The organism is Corallococcus sp. RDP092CA (assembly GCF_041903675.1).
Lineage (GTDB): Bacteria > Myxococcota > Myxococcia > Myxococcales > Myxococcaceae > Corallococcus.
In genome coordinates, this window is the sequence record NZ_JAYESI010000017.1 from 94,233 (window position 1) to 113,823 (window position 19,591).

A 19,591-nucleotide genomic window follows, 5' to 3' on the forward strand; every position below is an offset into this window, starting at 1 on the left:
GGAGGTCGCGCCGGCGGGACGTCCGCCTAGAGAGGCTTCTTCCGCGCCGAGCGGACCCGGCGCGCGGGAGCGCTCCCCGCCCCCGCGATGGCGCCGACACGGCGCTTCCGGGAAGGCGCCTCCTTGCGCGAGGCGGGGAGCCGCCGGGGCGCCGCCGCGCGCGCGTGAGCCGTGCGGGGTGAGTCGTTCCTGGCGCTCCCCTCCCCCCCGGGCGCACCCGCGATGAGCAGCGCGCGCGCCGCGTCCAGGATCTCCTCCGCCAGCGGCTGCGTCGCGGTGGCCCGGGCGAGCGTCATCGCGCCGAAGCACAGCGCCACCGTCGCCAGCATCTGCTGGCGCGGCGTCGCGCCCTCGCGCGCGGGCACCTGCGCCTGGGCCTCGCCCACCAGGTCCTCCAGCCCCTCTCCGAACGCGGCCTGGACCTCCGGCGTGGCGCGCGTCAGGTCCGACAGGAGCGACGGCATCATGCACGTGGTGTCCCCCGTGTCCCGGTCGTACTGCCCCAGGTAGCGCCGCGCGAAGCGCTCCAGGAACTCCGTCCCCCGCACCTCCCCCAACCCCTCGAGCCAACGCGTCCTGCGCGCCTGCATGAAGGCGCGCAGCGACTCCGCGAGCAGCGCCTCCTTGGAGGCGAAGTGCGCGTAGAAGCCGCCCACCGTCAGGCCCGCGGCCCGCATCACCCGCTCCACGCTCGCGCCGCTGAAGCCCTCCGCGCGGAACAGCCGCTCCGCCGCCGCGAGGATGCGCGCGTGCGTGGCCTGCTTGTGCTCGGCGGTGTAGCGCATCGCCCCTACTCCTTGCCGGCCGCGCCCGGCGGCCGGAACACCATGCACGTCGTGGTGCCGTGCGCGTAGAGCGTGCCCTGCTCGTCCACCAGCCGCCCCTGCGCCGTCGCCACGCGGCCGCCCAGGTGGATGACCTCGCCCCTGCACAGCAGCGGCCCCGTGTCGTGCGCGATGCCCCTCACGTAGTTCACGTGCAGCTCCAGCGTCGTGTAGCCCGCGCCCACCGGCAGCATCGTGTGGATGGCGCACCCCATCGCCGAGTCCATCAGCGTCGCGGCCAGCCCGCCGTGCACCATCCCGATGGGGTTGTAGTGGTGCTCGCCCGGCTTCACGGCGAACACCACCCGCCCCTCCTCCACCTCCACCGGCGTGAAGCCCATCAGCTCCGCGATGGGCGGCGCCGGCAGCTCACCGCGCTGGATGGCGCGCAGGTACTCCAGGCCCGACAGCTTCTTCGCCGCGGAGGCCCCCTCCCGGGGGTCCCTCCACGTCACCGTCCGCGTGCGCGGATCCCCTGCCTGCTCGCTCATCGGGCTCCCTCGGGCTTGAACTCATGGAAGGATGGTCATAATACCATCCCGGTCAATGCCTGGAGTCAAGGAGCTCGCGATGGGACAGCGGCGCGTCGTCGTGACGGGAATGGGGCTCATCAGCCCGTGTGGCATCGGCGTGGAGCCAAGCTGGGACGCGCTGGTGAACGGCAAGAGCGGCGTGGGGCCCATCACCCTCTTCGACGCGAGCGCGCTCGACTGCCGCTTCGCCGGCGAGGTGAAGGGCTTCGACCCGGAGGCCTACCTCGAACGGCGCGAGGTGCGCCGCATGGACCGCTTCGCGCAGTTCGCGGTGGCCGCGTCGGACATGGCCATCGCGGACGCGGGGCTGGTCATCACCGAGGAGAACGCCGAGCGCGTGGCGGCCATCATCGGCTCCGGCATCGGCGGCATCGGCAGCCTGGAGGAGACCCACCGCAAGGCGCTGGAGAAGGGGCCGGACCGCATCAGCTCCTTCTTCATCCTCCAGATGATCATCAACATGGCGCCCGGCTACATCTCCATGCGCCACGGCATCAAGGGCCCGTCCTGGTCCACCAACTCCGCGTGCTCCACCAGCGCCCACGCCATTGGCGAAGCGATGCGCGGCATCCAGCGCGGCGAGTTCGACGTGGCGCTGGCCGGCGGCGCGGAGGCCCCCATCTCCATGCTGGGCGTGGGCGGCTTCGCCGCGATGAAGGCCCTGTCCAACCGCAACGACGCCCCCCAGGCCGCGAGCCGCCCGTTCGACAGGGACCGCGACGGCTTCGTGCTCGCTGAAGGCGCGGGCATCCTCATCCTGGAGGAGTACGAGCACGCCCGCGCCCGGGGGGCCCGCATCCTCGCGGAGCTGACGGGCTACGGCGCCAGCTCCGACGCCTACCACGTCACCTCGCCCGCGCCCGGCCACGACGGCGCCCAGCGCGCGATGCGGGCCGCCATGAAGGACGCGCGCCTCGCCCCCGCGGACATCGGGTACCTCAACGCCCACGGGACCTCCACGGACATCGGCGACGTGCTGGAGATGGAGGGCGTCGCCAGGGTGTTCGGCGACGCGGCGAGGCAGCTGGCCATCTCCTCCACCAAGTCCATGACGGGCCACATGAACGGCGCGGCGGGCGCCGCCGAGGCCGTCATCAGCATCCTCGCCCTCACCCGCGGCGTGCTGCCCCCCACCATCAACCTGGAGCACCAGGACCCGCGCATCCCCCTCGACTGCGTGCCCAACACCGCCCGCGAGACGCGCGTGACCGCCGTGATGAGCAACTCCTTCGGCTTCGGCGGCACCAACGTCGCGCTCGTCTTCCAGCGACTCCAGGACCCCCGTTCATAATCTGTAAAAAATCTGGCGCCCTTTTACTGACTTTTCCCCAGTGATATCGCGCCGCGTCAGTCAAGGGTTGACAGCGCGGTGCGCGGGCGCCGGCGCCGCACACCCGGGGTGCCTGAAAGCCCCGTGATTACATGGGATTACGTCCCTGTACGCCCAGGGTGGGGGCAGTCAACCCTTCGCGCGTCGCCTGCGGGACAGCGCCCCGGCGGAGCGAAAACGTTGATTGCAAATCGGTAAATCGATTTGCAGAGTGGCTCCAGAGACCCGGCGTCGGAGCGCGCCTCCTGACGCGGCCCGCCGGGGGTTGGAGCCATGAACAACGACAACGCTCTGAACGCGAACGTGGGGCTGAAGCTTCGGGGCCTGCGCTTGCAACGCAACATCAAGCAGGCGGACGCGGCCAAGGACCTGGGGGTGTCCCCCGCGTACCTGAACCTCATCGAGAAGGGCAAGCGCGTGATGCCCTTCCCGCTGCTGTGGAAGGCGCTGCGCTACTTCGAGCAGGACCCCGAGCAGTTCATGTCCACGCTGGGCGAGGGCCGCGTGGACGAGGCCCTGGCGAAGCTGCTCGACGAGCCGCTCCTCAAGAGCCTGGACATCGACTCGGAGTCGCTCCAGTCGCTGTCCGCGGAGCCGAAGCTGGCCGGCACCGTCGCGGCCCTGTTCAACCTCTACAAGAACACGCGCACGCAGCTGGAGAACGTGCTCGCGCAGCTCAACGTGGAGGAGCGCACGCGCACGCAGGGCTCCACCTCCGGCCTGGGCGGTACGACGCCGGGCGTGCGCTTCGACTACTCGCCCTTCGACGAGGTCAGCGACTTCCTGGAGAAGCACCGCAACTACTTCCCGGAGCTGGAGGAGCAGGCGGAGGGACTGCGCCGCGACTTCCGCCTGGAGCAGCAGCTCACCAGCAGCCAGCTCATCCGCATGCTGGAGGAGCGCTTCGACTTCAAGGTGCAGATCGAGCGCGCGGCCAGCGGCTCCTCCGTGGTGCGCCGGTTGGACCTGGACGCGCGCACGCTCACGCTGTCGCCGGACCTCACGGAGCAGCCGCTGAAGTTCCAGGTGGCCGCGTCCATCGGCCTGATGGTGATGGACCGCGAGAAGCTGGTGGAGCGCATCCTGGGCGCGGGCCGCATGCGCCACGGGGAGACGGAGCGCCTCATCAAGGTGAACCTGGCGAACTACTTCGCCGGCGCGCTGATGCTGCCCTACGGCGAGTTCTTCAAGGAGGTGCAGCGCACGCGCTACGACGTGGAGCTGCTCTCCAACATCTTCGGCACCACCTACGAGACGGTGGCCCACCGCATCTGCAACCTGTCCGACCCCAAGCGCCAGGGCCTGCCCTTCCACTTCCTGCGCGCGGACATCGCGGGGAACATCTCCAAGCGCTACAGCGGCACCGGCATCCGCTTCGCGTCCGGCGGCGGCTCCTGCGCGAAGTGGGCGGTGCACCTGGCGTTCCTCAACCCGTCGCAGATCACGCGCCAGTACTCCATCATGCCGGACGGCACGACGTACTTCTGCTTCGCGAAGGTGCAGTTGCAGCCCATCGAAGGCTCCATCGTGAAGGGCACGGCGTACTCCATCGGCCTGGGCACGCACGCGGAGAACGCGAAGTACCTGGCGTACGGCCTGCCCACCAACGACCTGCGCAAGGACGCCATCCCCAGCGGCATCTCCTGCCGCTTCTGCGAGCGCACGGACTGCAACCAGCGCGCGGCCGCCAGCTACCGCTTCGCCTTCGCCTTCGACGAGTACACGAAGAAGGACTGCTTCTTCTCCCCGCTGCTCGTCCACGAGAAGGAGAAGGGCGAGCGCAACGGAAACGCGGAAGGCCCTGGCAACGGCGCTGAATCCAGCGAGAAGCACGATTCGTTGGACAGGGGCGCCCGCCGCCGCAAGGTTCACGAGAACTGACATGCACCCGTCCGACAACGAACGCGCCCACATCGCCGACGCCATCCAGAAGCAGAAGAACGCGCTCGCCCCGCTGCGCATCACCGGCTCGCCCGCGGAGGTGGGCCAGGGGCTGGTGGCGCTCGCGGAGCTGTACGGGATGCTGGAGGACCACGCGCAGAGCCGCGAGCACTACGAGGAGGCCTACGGCTTCTTCAAGACCGCGGGCAACAAGGCCGGCCAGGCGCAGGCCCTCTTCGGCCTGGGCGTGGTGAAGGCCTACTTCGAGGATCACAAGGGCGCCATCGAGCACATGGCCACCGCCGCCCTGCTCTTCAACGAGTCGCGCGACCGCGATGGCGAGGCGCTCGCGCGCGCCTGCATCGGCGAGTCCCTGCGCGCCATGGGCGAGGTGGACGGCGCCGAGGAGAAGTACCAGGAGGCGCTCATCCTCTTCCGCCAGACGCGCAACACGGAGCGCATGGCGCGGCTGCTGCTGGACATCGGCGACCTGCGCATGGCCAAGGGCGAGTACGAGCCGGCCCGCAAGCGCTTCCTGGAGGCCGTGCCGCTGCTGGAGCAGGGCGAGGACCCGGACGCGCTCGCGCTGGGGCACCTGCTGCTGGGCGAGGCGGAGGGCCTGCTGGGCCACCACGACAACGCGCGGCCGCACCTGCTGCGCGCGGTGGACGTGTACGGGGAGCTGCACGACCACGTCTACGAGGCCCGCGCCCGCTGGGACCTGGGGCTGTCCTGCTACTACCTCCAGGACTACGCCGCGGCCCGCGAGCAGTTCGAGGCCGTGCTGCCCATGTACGAGGACCTGAAGCAGCACGACGAGGTGGCGAAGGTGAAGAACGTCCTCGCGCACTTCGCCGCGCGCGGCGTGTAGCCCCGCGCGCGGCTGGGTCTCCTCCGGCCCCGCGTCAGGCCTGGAAGCCCGCGCCCACCGCCAGCGCGAGCAACCCGATGACGCCCGCGGCGATGGCGGCGTAGCGCCACTCGCCGCGCAGGCCCAGGAGCGTGCCCGCCATCGCCAACCGCGCCACCGGCGTCACCAGCAGCATGGACGCCGCGCCCTTGCGCAGCAGGTCGATGGCCACGTGCACGGACTCGTCGCGCGGCAGCAGCTCCAGCCCCAGCGATGCGATGAACATGCACCCGCTCGCCACGGCCCCGGCGCGCAGCACGCGGGCGATCCACCGCTCGCCGGCGGCGAGCCGCCTGGCTCCCCGGCGCTCGCGTGGGAGCGCCTCCGGCTGGGTGATGGGCTCATGCGGGAGCTCCTCGTGGAGCCCCGCGTCCAACGCCACCGTCGTCGCCCGCGCGTGACGACGAGGGGGTCCTGCCTCCGGAATCATCACCGACGGGTGGACACCGGGTAGCTCAGGCTCCGCTTCACTCATTTCCATACGCTCGGCCACAACCCCTCCCCTCCCTTCCACAACATCTGTCCGGCCACGACCAACAGGACGACCGCGAAGAGCTTCTTGAGCACCGCGGTCGGCGTCCTCAGCATCAGCCTGCTGCCCACGGAGGCCCCGGCCAGCACCCCGACGACGAGCGGCGCCACGAGCCCGAGGTTCAGCTGGCCGCGCCACGCGTAGGCCGCGACGCTGGCGGCGCCGGTGACGCCCACCATCAGGTTGCTGGTGGCGCTGGCGACCTTGAACGGCACGCGCATGCCGTAGGTCATCAGCGGGACCTTCAGCGGGCCGCCGCCCACGCCCAGGAGCGCGGACAGGCCGCCCGCCACGAACGAACCGGAGATGCCCAGCGGGTAGTTGCCGGGCACGTAGTTGGACGTCGTCGCGGGCTCCCGGAGGGGGTTGCGCAGGAGCATCATCTGCAGCGCGACGAAGAGGGTGAAGAGGCCGAACACCACGGCCACCATCGCCTCCGCCACGAAGGCCGCGACGAGCCCTCCGGCGATGGCCCCCATCACCGTGGCCAGCTCCAGCGTCAACCCCAGCCGCAGGTCGCTCAGCTTGTTCTCCACGTAGCTGGCGGCGGCGGCGCAGGAGTTGGCCACCACGCACATCAGGCTCGCGGGGACCGCCTGCTCCAGCGGGATTCCAAAACCCAACACCAGCACCGGCACCAGGACGATGCCGCCCCCGATGCCCAGGAGCGCCCCCAGCCCACCCGCCAACACACCCGCCGCCATGAGGAGCAAGACCGTCATTCCCTATCGAGGATAGGAGGCACTCCTCGCTTCGGATAGCGGCTCGCCCCCGAGGGCAACCTGCTCGTTCGGTTGGACGCCCTGCACGCGGACGCGGCCCCGCGACGCGGGCCGTGTGGAGCCGTTCACTGCGCGGCGGTGGCGCCCAGCGTCCCCTCTGGAAACTCCTCCAGGAACCGCGCGCGCGTGCGCGGCGTGTAGGTGCCGCGCGCCATGTAGCCGTGCAGCTTGCGGAGGAGCCCGCGCGTCACCTCCAGCGCGGCGTCCAGCTCCCGCGCGAAGTCGAAGTGATCATTCCGGTACAGCTCCTGGAAGGAGAGCTGTGAGAACGCGGGCAGCGCGCGCACGCGCCCCAGCGGGCTGGAGAGCAAGAGGCCGGAGACGTAGAGCCCGCGCACCCAGCCGTCCAGCTCCGCCTTGGTGGGGGCCTGGCCCACGCGCTCCTGGGACGCCAGCCGAACCAGCTCGTAGATGCCCCGCCCGATGCCGCGCAGCGGGATGCCGGGGCTCTTCACCACCTGGAACTTCTCCCGCAGCCGCGCCGTCCCCACCCCGTCCGCGCCGTCCTGTTCGCGCAGGAAGAAGAGCGTCTGGGCCCACTCCACCTGGCGCCGCGCGTCCCAGGCGCGCTCGCCCCGGCGGCGGTGGCGCAGCACCAGCTGATCCACCAGCGGGTGGAGGCGCCGGTCCAGGCTCAGGTGCGTGAAGTAGCCGGCGAGGATGGCCAGGCCGGCCTCCGTGCCCACGAGGGCGCCCGAGGCCACCAGCTCCGCCATCTTCAGGCCCAGGCCCACCGGGGCGCGCTCGTGGTACAGCCGCGCGAAGAGGGGCCAGTCAGCCTCCGGCCGCATCAGCGCGCCCAGCCCCCCGCGCACGCCGGCGCACAGCGGCAGATCCGGCAGCGCCGCGCCGAAGCGCGCGTACGGCAGGTCCTCGGACAACGCGCGCACCCAGTCGGCGGGGAGCCCGTCCGGGTGGGCGGCCAACCGTTCGATGGCCGTCAGATGCAGCAGCAGGGTGGGCATTGGGAGTGCACAGCTATCCAGCACGCCCGGTCATTGCAATGCCGGAGTGGCAACCAGCGCTTTGCGAGCAACACGCAGCGCGTCTACAGTCGCGCCCCTCGGATCACCCCCTCCCTCTTCGTCCCAGGAGTCCACGTCGCCATGCAATTCAGTCTCGTCTCCGGTGAAGCCGCGCCGGTGAGCGGTGAGCTGCTCGTCATCCCCCTCTTCGAGGGCGAGCTGGGTGATTCCGCCCCCGCGCCGCTGAAGGCCGCGGACTCGGCCCTGGAGGGGAAGCTGCGCGCCGCCGCCACCCAGGAGGGCTTCAAGGGCAAGGTGGATCAATCCTTCCTGCTGCACACCCTGGGGAAGCTGGGCGCGGATCGCGTCCTGCTGCTGGGCCTGGGCAACCGCGCGCGCTTCCAGCCGGAGGTGCTGCGGCTGGCCGCGGGCCGCGCGGCGAAGACGGCGCAGCGGCTGAAGGCCACGGCCATCGGCTTCCGCGTGCCCGCCACGGACGACGCGGCCACGGCCGTGCGCGCGGTGGTGGAGGGCCTGAAGCTGGGCGTCTACCGCTTCGACAAGTACAAGTCCTCCGCGCGCGAGGACAAGGGCGCCGCCAGGCTGGGCCGCGCCACGCTGTCCCTGCCCGAGGGCGCGGAGCGGTCGCGCGCGCTGGACGACGCGCTCCAACTGGGCCTGAAGCTGGCGGAGGCCGTCAACTGGGCGCGCGACCTGGTCAACGAGCCCCCCAACGTGGTGACGCCCACGAAGCTGGCGCAGGCCGCGCAGCAGGCCGCCAGGGAGGGCGGGCTCACCGCGGAGATTGGCGGGCGCAGGGAGATCGAGCGCCTGAACATGGGCATGTTCCTGGGCGTCACCGCCGGCAGCGTGCAGGAGCCGCGGCTCATCCACCTCATCTACACGCCGAAGAACGCGAAGGACGCGAAGCGCGCCCCGCTGGCGCTGGTGGGCAAGGCCATCACGTTCGACTCGGGCGGCCTGTCGCTCAAGCCCACCGAGGGCATGGTGGACATGAAGACGGACATGGCGGGGTCCGCCGCGGTGCTGGCCGCGATGAAGGTCATCGGCGCCGTGGTGAAGCCGCCCTTCCCCGTGCACGCATTCATCGGCGCGTGCGAGAACATGCCCTCCGGCACGGCGTACAAGCCCGGTGACATCCTCACCGCGCGCTCCGGCAAGACGGTGGAGATCACCAACACGGACGCGGAGGGCCGCCTGGTGCTGGGCGACATGCTCACCTGGGCCGGCGAGCACGAGCCGTCCGCCATCATCGACCTGGCGACGCTCACGGGCGCGTGCATGGTGGCGCTGGGCAACTACATCGTGGGCGCCTTCGGCGACGACGACGACACGGTGAACAGCGTGCTCACCGCCGCGCGCGCCGCGGGCGAGGAGATGTGGCGCCTGCCCGTCAGCGACCTGCAGAAGGACGCGCTGCGGTCGGAAGTGGCGGACATGAAGAACTCCGGCGAGCGCTGGGGCGGCGCCATCAACGCGGCCCTCTTCCTCAAGGAGTTCGTGGGCGACACGCCCTGGGTGCACCTGGACATCGCCGGCCCGTCCAACAGCCCCAAGGAGCGCGGCTACCTCAACAAGGGCGCCACCGGCGTGGGCGCGCGCACGCTGGTGGAGCTCGTGCGCCGCAAGGCCGCGGAGGTCGCCTCCCAGCCCGAGCCCGCGAAGGCCGCGCCGAAGCGCGCCAGGGGCAAGTCCGCCCGCGCGTAGTCCGCGCTACCGCCGGGCCCCGGGCGTGAGCCGCGCGGGGCACCCGGCCGTCAGGGCGTCCGCGGCGTGGAGCGCACGGCCACGCTCGGCTCCGGGAGCGGACGGACGCCGGCCATCAGGGCGTCCACGCTCTCCGTGATGTCGGCGGAGGCCTCGGTGGGCCAGGTGGCCAGCATCATCAGCACGCGGCCGGAGTTGCCCTCGCGCACGGCCACCTTGCCGCGCACACCCTCCCCCACCTGGAAGTCGAACCCCACCGCGCTGTCCGACAGCGCGATGGGCTGCGGGTCCGTGGTGGTGAAGCCCGGCTGCTGGCGCAGCCCCTGCGTCAGCCGCTCCGCGAACTGCACGGGCGTGGCCACGCCGGGCGCCACCTGGAGCACCACCTGGGCCCCCGTCACGCGGTGGCGCAGGATGACGGGGATCGCCAGCCCCTCCGGCGTGCGCTCGTTCGTCTCGTCCAGTTGCCACTCGGCCGTGGGCCGGATGATCTCGAAGCCCAGGTCCTCGTCCACGTAGCGCCGCGTGGTGGACGCGACGGCGGACTCCCCCGAAGCCGCGCCGGAGCCGCCCGTGCCGGGCTCCTCCGCCCGCGTCACCGCCGTCCGGGACGCGCCACACGCCGTGCTCAGCAGAAGCACTCCCCACCCCAACATCCGCATCGCGCCCATGTCGCTCGTCCCCCTCCTGCCGCCAGCCGTGGGGAGGAACGTGGCCACCCGCCTCCGGGCACGCCAGGGGCACACGGGGGCGGTGTGCGCTGTCCGACGGTGGAAACTCCGCGCCCGGGCCCGGCCTACGTCAGGCCGCCCTGGAGGGTGCGGTAGGTGTTGGCCAGCCGCTCGGCCACGTCCGCGGGCAGCACGTTGCGCGCGGAGAACAGGGCGTAGGACACGAACGCGTCCAGCGCCTCCAGCGCCATGGCCCGGCCCACCGCCTCGCCGCCGCTGGTGGACACGTTGGCGCGCAGCCGGGCCACGTCCACGCGCCCGTCCGGCCCCAGCGTGACGCCCTGGTACGCGTCCTCCAGGCCCGGCGGCGGCGCGTCCACGAAGCCGCGCAGGAGGTCCACGTCGCGGCCCGCCTCGCGCAGCGCGCGGTGCACCAGCGACAGCAGGAGGTTGTAGCGCTCCTCCGCGGACAGCAGCTCCCAGGCCATGCCCTCCACGGCGGGGCCCGGCGCGGGAGGGGGCTCCGGGGCCCGGACGGCCAGGTGGCCGCCGCGCACCGCCTCCTCCACGCCGCTGTAGAAGGCGTACTGGCTGCCCGCGTAGGCGGCCCGGAGCGCGCCCAGCGTCGCGCCCCCGCCCAGCCTCGCGAACAGGGCCTCCTCTCCGGGCAGCGCGCCCTGGGGGCCGGGCGCCACGCGCAGGTCGTCCGGGAAGCGGCGGCGCAGGCGGCCCGTCTCCTCCGCGCGCTTGATGCCGGTGAGCACCAGGTCGCGCGTGCGCTCCGGCAGCTTCACCGCGTCCACCGCCGGGGTCTTCGACTCCAGGAAGAGGAAGCTGCCCTCCACCATCTCGAAGAGGTTGAGCACCACCTCGCGCACCACGAAGGTCATCGCGCTGTAGAGGCTGGCCTCGGAGACGAGGCCCTGCGACGTGAGCACCTGGCCGATGCGGCGCGCGGGCGTCACCTGCGCCAGGGCCTGGGTGAGCTTCGCCTCCGTCAGCAGCCCCAGCCGCACCATCACCGCGCCCAGGCGCTCCCAGCGCTCGCTGGAGGTGGCGAACACCACCTGCCCGTCGCGGAAGGCCACCGTGCGGCGCACGCCGCCGTGCTGCACGAGGAGCTGGCCGGTGCGGATGCCCGAGAGAATCTGGGCGAAGACCTCCTCGACCGAGAGCGTCTCCAGGCTGCCGACGAAGAAGCCGGCGGAGCCGTGGGACTCCGGGAGGAGCACCAGCCCCTCCGGCGCCAGGAAGTGCGCCGAGAGGGGCCGGGTGGGAGAGACGACGGCGGCGAGCGGCCGCTCCAGCTCGAGCGAGGCCGCGTCGCCGCTCACGCGCGGCGTGGCCCTGGGTTTGGACGCCACCGCATCCCTCCCTGCGGGGACCGCCGGACTACTTCGCGTCCTTGAGCTCCGCGTCGATGATGCTCTTGAACTCGTCGAAGGGCTGCGCGCCCGACAGCATGATGCCGTTGATGAAGAAGGCCGGCGTGCCGTTGACGCCCACCTTGGAGCCGTCCGCCTGGTCCGCCTTCACCGTCGCGGACTTCTCGCCGGAGTCGAGGCAGGTGTTGAACTTGGCGGTGTCCAGCTTCAGCTCGCCCGCGTACTTCTTCAGGTCATCCACGCCCAGCGCCTGCTGGTTGGCGAAGAGCTTGTCGTGCATCTCCCAGAACTTGCCCTGGTCGTTGGCGCACAGCGCGGCCTCGGCGGCCTTCTCCGCCTGCTGGTGGAAGTCCAGCGGGAACTGGCGGAACACCAGGCGCACCTTGTCGCCGTAGGTCTTCGTCACCTGGTCCACCGTGCCGATGGCGCGGCTGCAGAACGGGCACTGGAAGTCGCTGAACTCCACGATGGTGACCGGCGCGTTCTCCGGACCCTTGGACGGGCCGACGGCGGCCACCTGCTTGCGCTCCGCGGGCGCGCGCGGGGGCTCGGGCAGCTCGTACTTCACGTTGGCGGACTGGCGCAGGCCGTCGAAGAACTTCTGGGCCACCTCCTGCTTCTGCTGGCCGGACAGGAAGTCCACGATCTGCGGCTTCATCTGCTCGTAGGTCGCTCCCGGCGGCAGCTGGCCCTTGGCGCCCTCGAAGACCTCCTTGATCTTCTCTTCCGGCGGCGCGGGGATCTTGTCGTCGATCTCCGCCTTGAGCAGCTGGTCCTCGGTGATGCCGCGCTTGGTGGCCTCTTCCTTCACCAGGCGCTCGGTGACGAGCCCCTCCAGGCCACGCTTGCGCAGCTGGTACTTCTGCTTGTCCAGGTTGGCCAGCGGCTCCTTGATGCGCTCGTTCAGCTCACCGAACGTCACCTTCTGGCCGTTGCCGAAGGTGGCCACCACGGTGTCCGGCGACGGCTCCGCGGCATTGGCGGCCTGGGCCTGCGCGGCGGGCGCCTGGGCATTGGCCGGCGCCTTCTCCTTGTTGCAGCCGGCGGTGAGGGATGCCGCGAGGAGGGCGGCCAGGGCGATGCGAGTCGAGCGCATGGACATAGGCCGCCGACTTAATAGAGGTCCCCGGGACTGGCAAGGAATTGCCAGCCCGCCGTTCAGGCGACCAGGGGCTCCAGCTCCAACGCGCCGGCGAGGCTCCCTCGGCCCGGCTCCCGCCCCTCCACGTCCCGGCGGCGCGCGGTGACGATGTCGAAGCACGAGGGATCCGCCAGCACCTTGCGCACGAGCTTGTGGTTGAGCGCGTGGCCCGTCTTGAACGCGGTCATGTGCCCGATGACGGGCCGGCCGAACAGCGACACGTCGCCGATGGCGTCCAGGATCTTGTGGCGCACGAACTCGTCCGGGAAGCGCAGGCCGTCCGGGTTGAGGATGGCGGCCTCGTCCACGACGACCGCGTTCTCCAGCGAGCCGCCGCGCGCCAGGCCCAGCGTCTTGAGCTTCTCCACGTCGCGCAGGAAGCCGAAGGTGCGCGCGCGGGAGATCTCCCGCGAGAAGCCCCGGTCGTTCACGTCCACGTCGAAGGACTGGCCCTGGATGACGGGGTGCTCGAAGTCGATGGTGCAGCTGATGCGGAAGCGCCGGGCGGGGGTGAGCGAGGCCTGCTTGTCGCCGTCCGCCACCACCACGCTCTTCTTGATGACCAGGTACTCGCGCGGGGCGTCCAGCTCGCGGGAGCCGGCCTCCATGATGGCGTGGGTGAAGGGGGCCGCGCTGCCGTCCATGATGGGCACCTCCGGCCCGTCCAGCTCCGCGCGCACGTTGTCGATGCCCAGCGCCGCCAGCGCGGACATCAGGTGCTCCACCGTGCCCACCTTCACGCCGTCGCGGCCCAGCGTGGTGGCCAGCGACGTGTCCACCACGTACTCCGCCAGGGCGGGGATGCTCACCGGCCGCGCCAGGTCCGTGCGCACGAAGACGATGCCGTGACCCGCCGGGGCGGGCTTCAGGGTCAGCGTCACGGGCACCCCCGAGTGGAGCCCCACGCCGCGGCAGATGGCCGGCTGGGAGAGGGTGCGCTGGAAGTCGGTGAGCTGGTGCATGTCGGTGTCGCCTCTGGGGACTGCTTCGTACTGACGCACGCGGGGTACGGCCGTCAGGCCGTTCCACGGCGGTCTGACGCGCTGCACATCTGAGCAATCAACATGCCACAGGGCCGTGACACAAGAATTGCCTCCAAGGGTGGACCTGTCCGTCCCAACCCCCTGGAACTGCTGGCGCGTTGGGCACCGGGACGAGGTTCGCGTGGGGCCAGGGCCCGGACACCCCTCTTGGGAAACCCACCACCGCTCCTCCCACCGTGACAGCGATGTCCGGAATTCACCCTTGGAACTCCGGGGCACCCGACTGGTCTCGCGCCAACCGGGAGTGCGTGTCGCCCACGTGACAGGGGCGCGTCTCTATCCCAGGCGACTGCCCGGAAGCAAACGCCTATCCCGGTCTCACGGGGAGTCCGGGGCTTGACGGGAATCGGGACCGGGCGGGTGGGTCAGCGGGCAGGCGGCAGGAAGCGGTCGCGCAGGGCTTCCGCGTCCGGCCGGTCGAAGCCGCGGCCCTGGAGCAGGGAGCGGCGGCTGACGGCGTGGAAGGTGGTCTCCAGCGTCTGTGAGAAGCGCCGGAGGTCCTCCGCCAGGCGGCTGCGGATGCCGGGCCCCTCCGGGGGCCAGGGCAGCTCCACCAGCAGCGAGGTGAAGCGGTCGAAGGCGTCGTAGTCCGCGTAGCGCAGGAGCTGGTAGCCGCCGTCGTGGAAGTAGTCGAGGAACGACTTGAGGGCCTCCAGCACGCGCTCGGCGGCGGGCACGTCCTCCGCGCGCAGGTGGCTCTCGGCGGCGCGGCACAGCTGGGCGTAGACCCACAGGTCCTTGCGCAGGCGCAGGGCGGCGTCCTGGGCGCTGGTGAGGTGGGCGAAGGCCTCGTCCCCCAGCGAGCCGTTGGGGGCCAGCGCGTCCACCAGCGCGACGATCTGCTGGCGCAGCAGCGTGGTGAAGGCCTCCGCGGCGCGCAGGGGAGCGGCGGGGTCGCGGTCCAGGTCCACCAGCACCTCGCGGGAGATGCGGTCCGCCTCGCGGGCCAGGTCGCGCGCGGCGCGCAGCGTGGCGGCCTGGAGGTGCTTGGGGCCCGCCTTGGGGGACAGCTCCGTGTGCAGGTAGCTGGCGACGGCGGACACCTCGCCGCGCACCAGGGACAAGAGCACGCGCATCCGGCGGGGCACGGGCGGCTGCGCCTCCGGGTCCACGTGCGTCAGGTAGTGCAGCACGCGGAAGAGGCCCAGGAACGCGGTGGTGAAGAGGGGCCGCGTGTCCTGTGGCATCGTGCCCAGGACATCCAGCAGGCGCACGGAGCGCAGCCGGTCGTACTCGACGCGGAACTCCAGCGGGCGGAAGGGGCGGAAGTAGCGGTTGAGGACGATCTCCCGCAGCGTCAGCTTGCCCACGTCCTGGAACAGCGACAGGCCGATGAGCGGCAGCTGGAGCAGGTTGTCGAGCAGGTTCTTCAGCGCGTCGAAGGCCTCGCGCACGACGAAGAGGCTCTCCGGCGGGGTCTCCTGGTCCAGCTCCTCCTCAATCATCAGCCGGCGGACCCGGTCGTCCGCGAGCTGGGTCTCCACGTACTTGCGGAAGACCATCTTCGGGTCGCTGTCCGGGTCCTGCAGGCTCCGGGCGACGCGCACCGCGCGCTCCATGGCGTCGCGCACGTCCACCAGCTCCTCGTGGAAGTCGCGCGTGACGAGCGGCCGCGCGCGGGCGTCCACCACGGCGTTGTGGAGGTTCAGGTAGCGCTCCACGGCGCGCAGCCACATCTCGAACTCGAAGAGCAGCTCCTCGCGGCCCTCCACCGGGACGCCGCGCAGCCAGCGCTCGCGCTCGGCGAGGAAGCCCGCGCGCGAGGCCTGCGAGGCACGCATCAGGTCGCCGTAGAAGTCGCGGGGACCGGGGAGGACCGTGGGCACGGCGGGCGCGGAGGCTTGGCTCATGGCGGGAGGTGGTGCGGGCTAGAAGAGCGCCCCTTGCGGGGAGCTCGGGGGCGGCGTCTTCTTGAAGTACTGGTAGGTGCGCAGCGTGGCGGTGCGGCCCCGGGGCGTGCGCATGAGGAAGCCCTCCTGCATGAGGAAGGGCTCGTAGACGTCCTCGAGCGTGTCGCGCTGCTCGCCCACGCTCGCGGCGATGGTCTCCACGCCCACCGGGCCGCCGCCGAACTTCTCCAGGATGGTCAGGAGGATCTTCCGGTCCATCGCGTCCAGGCCGCTGGCGTCCACGCCCAGGCGGCTCAGCGAGTCGTGCGCCAGGTCGTAGGTGATGCGGCCGTTGCCCTCCACCTGCGCGAAGTCGCGAAGCCGGCGCAGCAGGCGGTTGGCGATGCGGGGCGTGCCGCGCGAGCGGGTGGAGATCTCTCGGCTGGCGGCGCGGTCCATGGGCACGCCGAGGATGCGCGCGGAGCGGTCCAGGATCTGCTCCAGGAACTTCGGCTCGTAGTACTCCAGGCGCTCCTGGATCTGGAAGCGGTCGCGCAGCGGGGACGTGAGCAGGCCCGTGCGCGTGGTGGCGCCCACCAGCGTGAAGGGCGGCAGGTCGATCTTCATCGCGCGGGCGGCGGGCCCGGTGTCGATGGTGATGTCCAGCCGGAAGTCCTCCATCGCCGGGTAGAGGTACTCCTCCACGGCGGCGTTGAGGCGGTGGATTTCATCGATGAAGAGGATGTCCCGCTCGTTGAGGTTGGTGAGCAGGCCCGCCAGGTCGCCCTTGCGCTCCAGCGCGGGGCCGCTGGTGACGTGGATGCCCACGCCCAGCTCGTTCGCGATGAGGTGCGCGAGCGACGTCTTGCCCAGGCCGGGGGGGCCGGAGAAGAGACAGTGGTCCAGCGCGTCACCCCGGCTCTTCGCCGCGGCCACGTACACCTTGAGCTTCCCGACGACCGCCCCTTGCCCCACGTACTCGTCGAAGGTGCGAGGGCGCAGGGAGGCCTCCAGCCGGATGTCTTCCGGCTGAACATCTCCCGAGAGGGTGTCGTCGGACTTCCTCGCCATCGCCATTCCGACCCTATACAGCGAAGGGGGCGCGTGTCGCTGCCCTTCTGGCGGCGCTAGACTCGGAGCGGCACGCCGACCGGCCAGCCAGGGGGGCTGCCCCCCTGCTCGAAGGGAGTCGCGTCATGAGTTCCGCTTCTGCCCCGTTCCGTCCCCTCCCCCTGCTGCCGGAGGCCCGCGCCGAGCGCTCCCCCGGCCTCCGCTTGCAGAAGCTGCGCCGCGCCACCCTGGAGGCCCGGGAGGCCTTCGCCCGGGAGGGGCCGGTGGCCGCGGTGGCCACGTGCGACCTCATCACGTTCCCCTACCCCACCCTGTTCGCCTTCAGCGGGGCGGCCCTGTCCCCGGCCCCCTACGTGATGATGACGAACCGGATGCAGGTGGTGCAGTTCGCGGAAGGAGGCACGGGCCAGCGGCGCACGCTGCTCTTCAACCCCACGGACTACGAGCGGGGCCACGCGGCGCCCTTCTACCGCGCGCTGCGCGAGCGCTACGGCGCGTTCCTCTCCGACAAGGTGATGTCCACCCGCCACGGCACGGTGCAGGCCCACCTGGAGCATCTGGGGCTGACGCCGTCGGACGTGGACTACCTGGCCTTCGACCACCTGCACATCCAGGACCTGCGCGGCTGGCTGGGCGGCGCCGGCACCCCGCCCGTCTTCCCCCGGGCGAAGCTGCTGGTGCAGCGCGCGGAGTGGACCATGGTGAAGCACCTGCACCCCATGCAGCACGTGTGGTTCGTGCCCGGCGGCGCGGACATCCCCGAGGAGCGCGTGGTGCTCCTGGACGGGGACACGTGGCTGGGCCAGGGCGTGGCGCTGCTCAGCACGCCCGGGCACACGCAGGGCAACATGTCCCTGGCGGTGGCTACCGCGAGCGAGGTGTTCGTGGTGAGCGAGAACGGCGTGAGCACGGAGAGCTACACGCCGCTGCTGTCGCGCATCCCCGGCGTGCGCCGCTTCGCGGAGCAGATGGGCTGGGAGGTGGTGCTCAACGGCAACACGCGCGAGGACTCGCTGGAGCAGTACGCGTCCATGGTGGTGGAGAAGCTCTTCGCGGGCCCGTCCGCGCACGACCCGTCGTTCGTGAACTTCCACCCGTCGTCGCAGCTCACCGCGCACCTCCTGGCCCCGGGCCTGGGGCCCACCCTGGTGCTGCCCGCGCCGAACACGGGGGAGCTGCACCCCACGCCCGCGGTGCGGCGCGCGGCGTGAGGCGTGAGGCGCCTCAGCGCTCCAGGCGGGCGCAGCGGGCCGCGGGGAGGAAGGGCAGCAGCCAGGGCTCCTCGCCCTGCTCCGGACGCGTGGCGGTGAAGAAGACAGAAGCCCCCGCGCGCACGAAGCCCCGGGGGTTCGCGTCCAGCCCCGCGAGCGCGATGTCGCGCATCGGATCCACGCGGCACGGGTCGCCGTTGGAGTACCAGCCCTCGCGGCCCCGGCCGGACGTCGTCGCGGAGAAGAAGAGCCACCCGTCCACCGCCGCGAAGGCCGCCGGGGCGCTGCCCTGGGGGCCCGGCTCCAGGTCCTGCACGAGCAGCGTGCCCTGCGCCGTGCCGTCCGTGCGCCACAGCTCGCGGCCGTGCACGCCGTCATCCGCCGCGAAGTACAGCCGTCCGTTCAGCACCGTCAGCCCGGAGGGCAGCGAGCTCCCGGGTCCCGGCTGGATGTCCTTCACCAGGCCGGTGCCCAGCAGCGTGCCGTCGCTCTTCCAGAGCTCGCCGCCGTGGAGCAGGTCGCCGGGCTCGCCGAAGAAGCCCTCCGCGCCGGCCATGAAGTAGACGGCGTTGCCCAGCGGCGTGAGCTCCGCCGGGTAGTCCCCCGGGAAGTGCAGGAGCGGGAAGGTGGAGAGGAGCTGGCCCCGCGTCACCCAGAGGTCCGCCTCGCCCAGGCCCGTGTCCGCGAGGAAGAAGAGGCGGTCCTTCCCCGCCGGCGTCAGCGAGAAGATGACGGACTGCTCCGAGGCGCTGAAGAGCACCCGCGCGCTGCCGGAGCGCCCGTCCACCACCCACAGGCTCACCGTGCTGCCGTAGGCCACCAGCGCCAGGCTCCCGTTCCACTCCGTCAGGTCATCCAGGAACAGCGAGGCCGCCCCGGGCGCGAACTCCTGCGTGAGCCGCGTGCCCTTCGCCGTGCCGTCCGTCTGCCACAGCTCGCGGCCGCGCACGCCGTCATCCGCGGTGAAGTACAGCCGCCCGCCCACCACCGTCAGCCCGTCCGGCGCGCTGCCCTGCGCCCCGGGCCGGATGTCCGCCACCAGCACCGTGCCCTTCGCCGTGCCGTCCGTCCGCCACAGCTCCGGCCCGTGCGCGCCGTCATCCGCGACGAAGAACAGCCGCCCGCCCATCCGCGTGAGGAAGCGCGGCGTGCTGCCATACGCCCCGGGCCACAGGTCCTTCACGAGCCGCGACTCCGCGCCGCTCCCCTCCGTCACCCACAGCTCGCGGCCCGACACGCCGTCGTTCGCCACGTAGACGACGCGCCCGTTCAGCGCCACCAGCGCCTCCGGCGCCGAGCCCTCCGCGCCGCTCCGCAGGTCCCCCACGGGCCGCGCCGACGGGCCACAGGGCTGCGGTCCTCCGAAGGACTCCAACGCCCCCGACGCCTCGCCCACCGCCGACACGTCCGCGCCCTCCTCCGCGCTGCCGCACCCCACCCCGAGGGCGCCCGTGAGCAGCAGTACGAGGACCGGAACACCGCGCCACGCCGCCATGACACACGCCTCCTCGGAACGACCCGGTCCCGAGAGGACCGCCGCGCCGGCGCTGGAAATTGATATTTTCAGCGGAATGGGCCAGCTCATGGCCGGCCAGGATTGCTCAGGGGTGTCAGGCCGTGAGCGGCGTGGATCGCCTTTTGACGGCAAACGGACGAAGCGCGCGTCCACTGTGTGACGACAGCGGATTCCTACAGGAAAAAGCCTTGCGCGTATTTTCCGAGGAGTTCCCACCCCCCGGAGCACCGCGTCTCGCC

General features: G+C 71.7%; 17 protein-coding genes. 5 read left to right on the forward strand and 12 right to left on the reverse strand.

What is annotated here, in order from left to right; genetic code table 11:
• Window positions 1–26 precede the first annotated feature (26 nt).
• A complete protein-coding gene (locus U8525_RS19455) occupies window positions 27–785 on the reverse strand; it encodes a TetR/AcrR family transcriptional regulator (RefSeq protein ID WP_374267761.1) in 759 nt (252 codons plus the stop codon).
• A 5-nt stretch (window positions 786–790) separates the two neighbouring features.
• The gene (locus U8525_RS19460; protein ID WP_374267762.1) at window positions 791–1,315 is read right to left on the reverse strand and encodes a PaaI family thioesterase; all 525 of its coding nucleotides are present in this window, start codon (window positions 1,313–1,315) and stop codon (window positions 791–793) included.
• A 79-nt stretch (window positions 1,316–1,394) separates the two neighbouring features.
• On the opposite strand from U8525_RS19460, the gene fabF reads away from it, so the two are divergent.
• The 3 genes from fabF (at window position 1,395) to U8525_RS19475 (ending at window position 5,439) form a co-directional block, all read left to right on the forward strand.
• Window positions 1,395–2,648: a beta-ketoacyl-ACP synthase II gene (gene fabF, locus U8525_RS19465; protein WP_374267764.1), complete on the forward strand. Its 1,254-nt coding sequence runs from the start codon at window positions 1,395–1,397 to the stop codon at window positions 2,646–2,648.
• A 312-nt stretch (window positions 2,649–2,960) separates the two neighbouring features.
• Window positions 2,961–4,568 (forward strand): short-chain fatty acyl-CoA regulator family protein, encoded by a 1,608-nt coding sequence (locus U8525_RS19470; protein ID WP_374267765.1) that lies wholly within the window; start codon window positions 2,961–2,963, stop codon window positions 4,566–4,568.
• 1 nt (window position 4,569) lies between these two features.
• The gene (locus U8525_RS19475; protein ID WP_374267766.1) at window positions 4,570–5,439 is read left to right on the forward strand and encodes a tetratricopeptide repeat protein; all 870 of its coding nucleotides are present in this window, start codon (window positions 4,570–4,572) and stop codon (window positions 5,437–5,439) included.
• A 34-nt stretch (window positions 5,440–5,473) separates the two neighbouring features.
• On the opposite strand, the gene U8525_RS19480 is transcribed toward U8525_RS19475, so the two are convergent.
• The 3 genes from U8525_RS19480 to U8525_RS19490 all read right to left on the reverse strand — a co-directional run bounded on the left by U8525_RS19480 (window position 5,474) and on the right by U8525_RS19490 (window position 7,757).
• Window positions 5,474–5,953, reverse strand: coding sequence for a hypothetical protein (locus U8525_RS19480; protein ID WP_374267767.1), 480 nt, complete (start codon window positions 5,951–5,953; stop codon window positions 5,474–5,476).
• Window positions 5,950–6,732: a sulfite exporter TauE/SafE family protein gene (locus U8525_RS19485; RefSeq protein WP_374267768.1), complete on the reverse strand. Its 783-nt coding sequence runs from the start codon at window positions 6,730–6,732 to the stop codon at window positions 5,950–5,952. The genes U8525_RS19480 and U8525_RS19485 overlap by 4 nt, the downstream gene beginning before the upstream one ends.
• Window positions 6,733–6,857: 125 nt before the next feature.
• Entirely contained in the window at window positions 6,858–7,757 is a 900-nt protein-coding gene (locus U8525_RS19490) for a hypothetical protein (protein ID WP_374267769.1), read from the reverse strand.
• A gap of 141 nt (window positions 7,758–7,898) precedes the next feature.
• Between U8525_RS19490 and U8525_RS19495 the strand changes: the two genes are divergently transcribed.
• Window positions 7,899–9,485, forward strand: a complete 1,587-nt coding sequence (locus U8525_RS19495; protein ID WP_374267770.1) for a leucyl aminopeptidase — start codon at window positions 7,899–7,901, stop codon at window positions 9,483–9,485.
• A 50-nt stretch (window positions 9,486–9,535) separates the two neighbouring features.
• Here U8525_RS19495 and U8525_RS19500 read toward each other — a convergent pair whose 3' ends face one another.
• From U8525_RS19500 to ruvB, 6 genes are all read right to left on the reverse strand, one after another.
• On the reverse strand, window positions 9,536–10,156 hold the full coding sequence (locus tag U8525_RS19500; RefSeq protein ID WP_374267771.1) for a hypothetical protein: 621 nt from the start codon (window positions 10,154–10,156) through the stop codon (window positions 9,536–9,538).
• A 125-nt stretch (window positions 10,157–10,281) separates the two neighbouring features.
• A complete protein-coding gene (locus U8525_RS19505; RefSeq protein WP_374267772.1) occupies window positions 10,282–11,520 on the reverse strand; it encodes a DUF4388 domain-containing protein in 1,239 nt (412 codons plus the stop codon).
• Between the two features lie 28 nt (window positions 11,521–11,548).
• Window positions 11,549–12,643: a thioredoxin domain-containing protein gene (locus tag U8525_RS19510; protein WP_374267773.1), complete on the reverse strand. Its 1,095-nt coding sequence runs from the start codon at window positions 12,641–12,643 to the stop codon at window positions 11,549–11,551.
• A 56-nt stretch (window positions 12,644–12,699) separates the two neighbouring features.
• Window positions 12,700–13,644: a UDP-3-O-acyl-N-acetylglucosamine deacetylase gene (gene lpxC, locus U8525_RS19515; protein WP_374267774.1), complete on the reverse strand. Its 945-nt coding sequence runs from the start codon at window positions 13,642–13,644 to the stop codon at window positions 12,700–12,702.
• Window positions 13,645–14,090: 446 nt separating this feature from the next.
• Entirely contained in the window at window positions 14,091–15,575 is a 1,485-nt protein-coding gene (locus U8525_RS19520) for a hypothetical protein (RefSeq protein WP_374267775.1), read from the reverse strand.
• An 18-nt stretch (window positions 15,576–15,593) separates the two neighbouring features.
• The gene (gene ruvB, locus U8525_RS19525) at window positions 15,594–16,631 is read right to left on the reverse strand and encodes a Holliday junction branch migration DNA helicase RuvB (RefSeq protein WP_374267776.1); all 1,038 of its coding nucleotides are present in this window, start codon (window positions 16,629–16,631) and stop codon (window positions 15,594–15,596) included.
• A 119-nt stretch (window positions 16,632–16,750) separates the two neighbouring features.
• Between ruvB and U8525_RS19530 the strand changes: the two genes are divergently transcribed.
• Complete coding sequence (locus tag U8525_RS19530; RefSeq protein ID WP_374267777.1) at window positions 16,751–17,836, forward strand: hypothetical protein; 1,086 nt, start codon at window positions 16,751–16,753, stop codon at window positions 17,834–17,836.
• 13 nt (window positions 17,837–17,849) lie between these two features.
• Here the strand turns inward: U8525_RS19530 and U8525_RS19535 are convergent, their stop codons facing one another.
• On the reverse strand, window positions 17,850–19,331 hold the full coding sequence (locus tag U8525_RS19535) for an ELWxxDGT repeat protein (RefSeq protein WP_374267778.1): 1,482 nt from the start codon (window positions 19,329–19,331) through the stop codon (window positions 17,850–17,852).
• Between the last annotated feature and the right edge of the window lie 260 nt (window positions 19,332–19,591).

Excerpts from the sequence above, each read along its gene's own strand:
- U8525_RS19470 (WP_374267765.1), top strand. The coding sequence starts at position 2,961 with ATGAACAACGACAACGCTCTGAACGCGAACGTGGGGCTGAAGCTTCGG.
- U8525_RS19490 (WP_374267769.1), bottom strand. The coding sequence starts at position 7,757 with ATGCCCACCCTGCTGCTGCATCTGACGGCCATCGAACGGTTGGCCGCC.
- U8525_RS19475 (WP_374267766.1), top strand. The coding sequence starts at position 4,570 with ATGCACCCGTCCGACAACGAACGCGCCCACATCGCCGACGCCATCCAG.
- U8525_RS19495 (WP_374267770.1), top strand. The coding sequence starts at position 7,899 with ATGCAATTCAGTCTCGTCTCCGGTGAAGCCGCGCCGGTGAGCGGTGAG.
- U8525_RS19480 (WP_374267767.1), bottom strand. The coding sequence starts at position 5,953 with ATGAGTGAAGCGGAGCCTGAGCTACCCGGTGTCCACCCGTCGGTGATG.
- U8525_RS19460 (WP_374267762.1), bottom strand. The coding sequence starts at position 1,315 with ATGAGCGAGCAGGCAGGGGATCCGCGCACGCGGACGGTGACGTGGAGG.
- ruvB (WP_374267776.1), bottom strand. The coding sequence starts at position 16,631 with ATGGCGATGGCGAGGAAGTCCGACGACACCCTCTCGGGAGATGTTCAG.
- lpxC (WP_374267774.1), bottom strand. The coding sequence starts at position 13,644 with ATGCACCAGCTCACCGACTTCCAGCGCACCCTCTCCCAGCCGGCCATC.
- U8525_RS19455 (WP_374267761.1), bottom strand. The coding sequence starts at position 785 with ATGCGCTACACCGCCGAGCACAAGCAGGCCACGCACGCGCGCATCCTC.
- U8525_RS19535 (WP_374267778.1), bottom strand. The coding sequence starts at position 19,331 with ATGGCGGCGTGGCGCGGTGTTCCGGTCCTCGTACTGCTGCTCACGGGC.
- U8525_RS19530 (WP_374267777.1), top strand. The coding sequence starts at position 16,751 with ATGAGTTCCGCTTCTGCCCCGTTCCGTCCCCTCCCCCTGCTGCCGGAG.
- U8525_RS19510 (WP_374267773.1), bottom strand. The coding sequence starts at position 12,643 with ATGTCCATGCGCTCGACTCGCATCGCCCTGGCCGCCCTCCTCGCGGCA.
- fabF (WP_374267764.1), top strand. The coding sequence starts at position 1,395 with ATGGGACAGCGGCGCGTCGTCGTGACGGGAATGGGGCTCATCAGCCCG.
- U8525_RS19485 (WP_374267768.1), bottom strand. The coding sequence starts at position 6,732 with ATGACGGTCTTGCTCCTCATGGCGGCGGGTGTGTTGGCGGGTGGGCTG.
- U8525_RS19520 (WP_374267775.1), bottom strand. The coding sequence starts at position 15,575 with ATGAGCCAAGCCTCCGCGCCCGCCGTGCCCACGGTCCTCCCCGGTCCC.
- U8525_RS19500 (WP_374267771.1), bottom strand. The coding sequence starts at position 10,156 with ATGGGCGCGATGCGGATGTTGGGGTGGGGAGTGCTTCTGCTGAGCACG.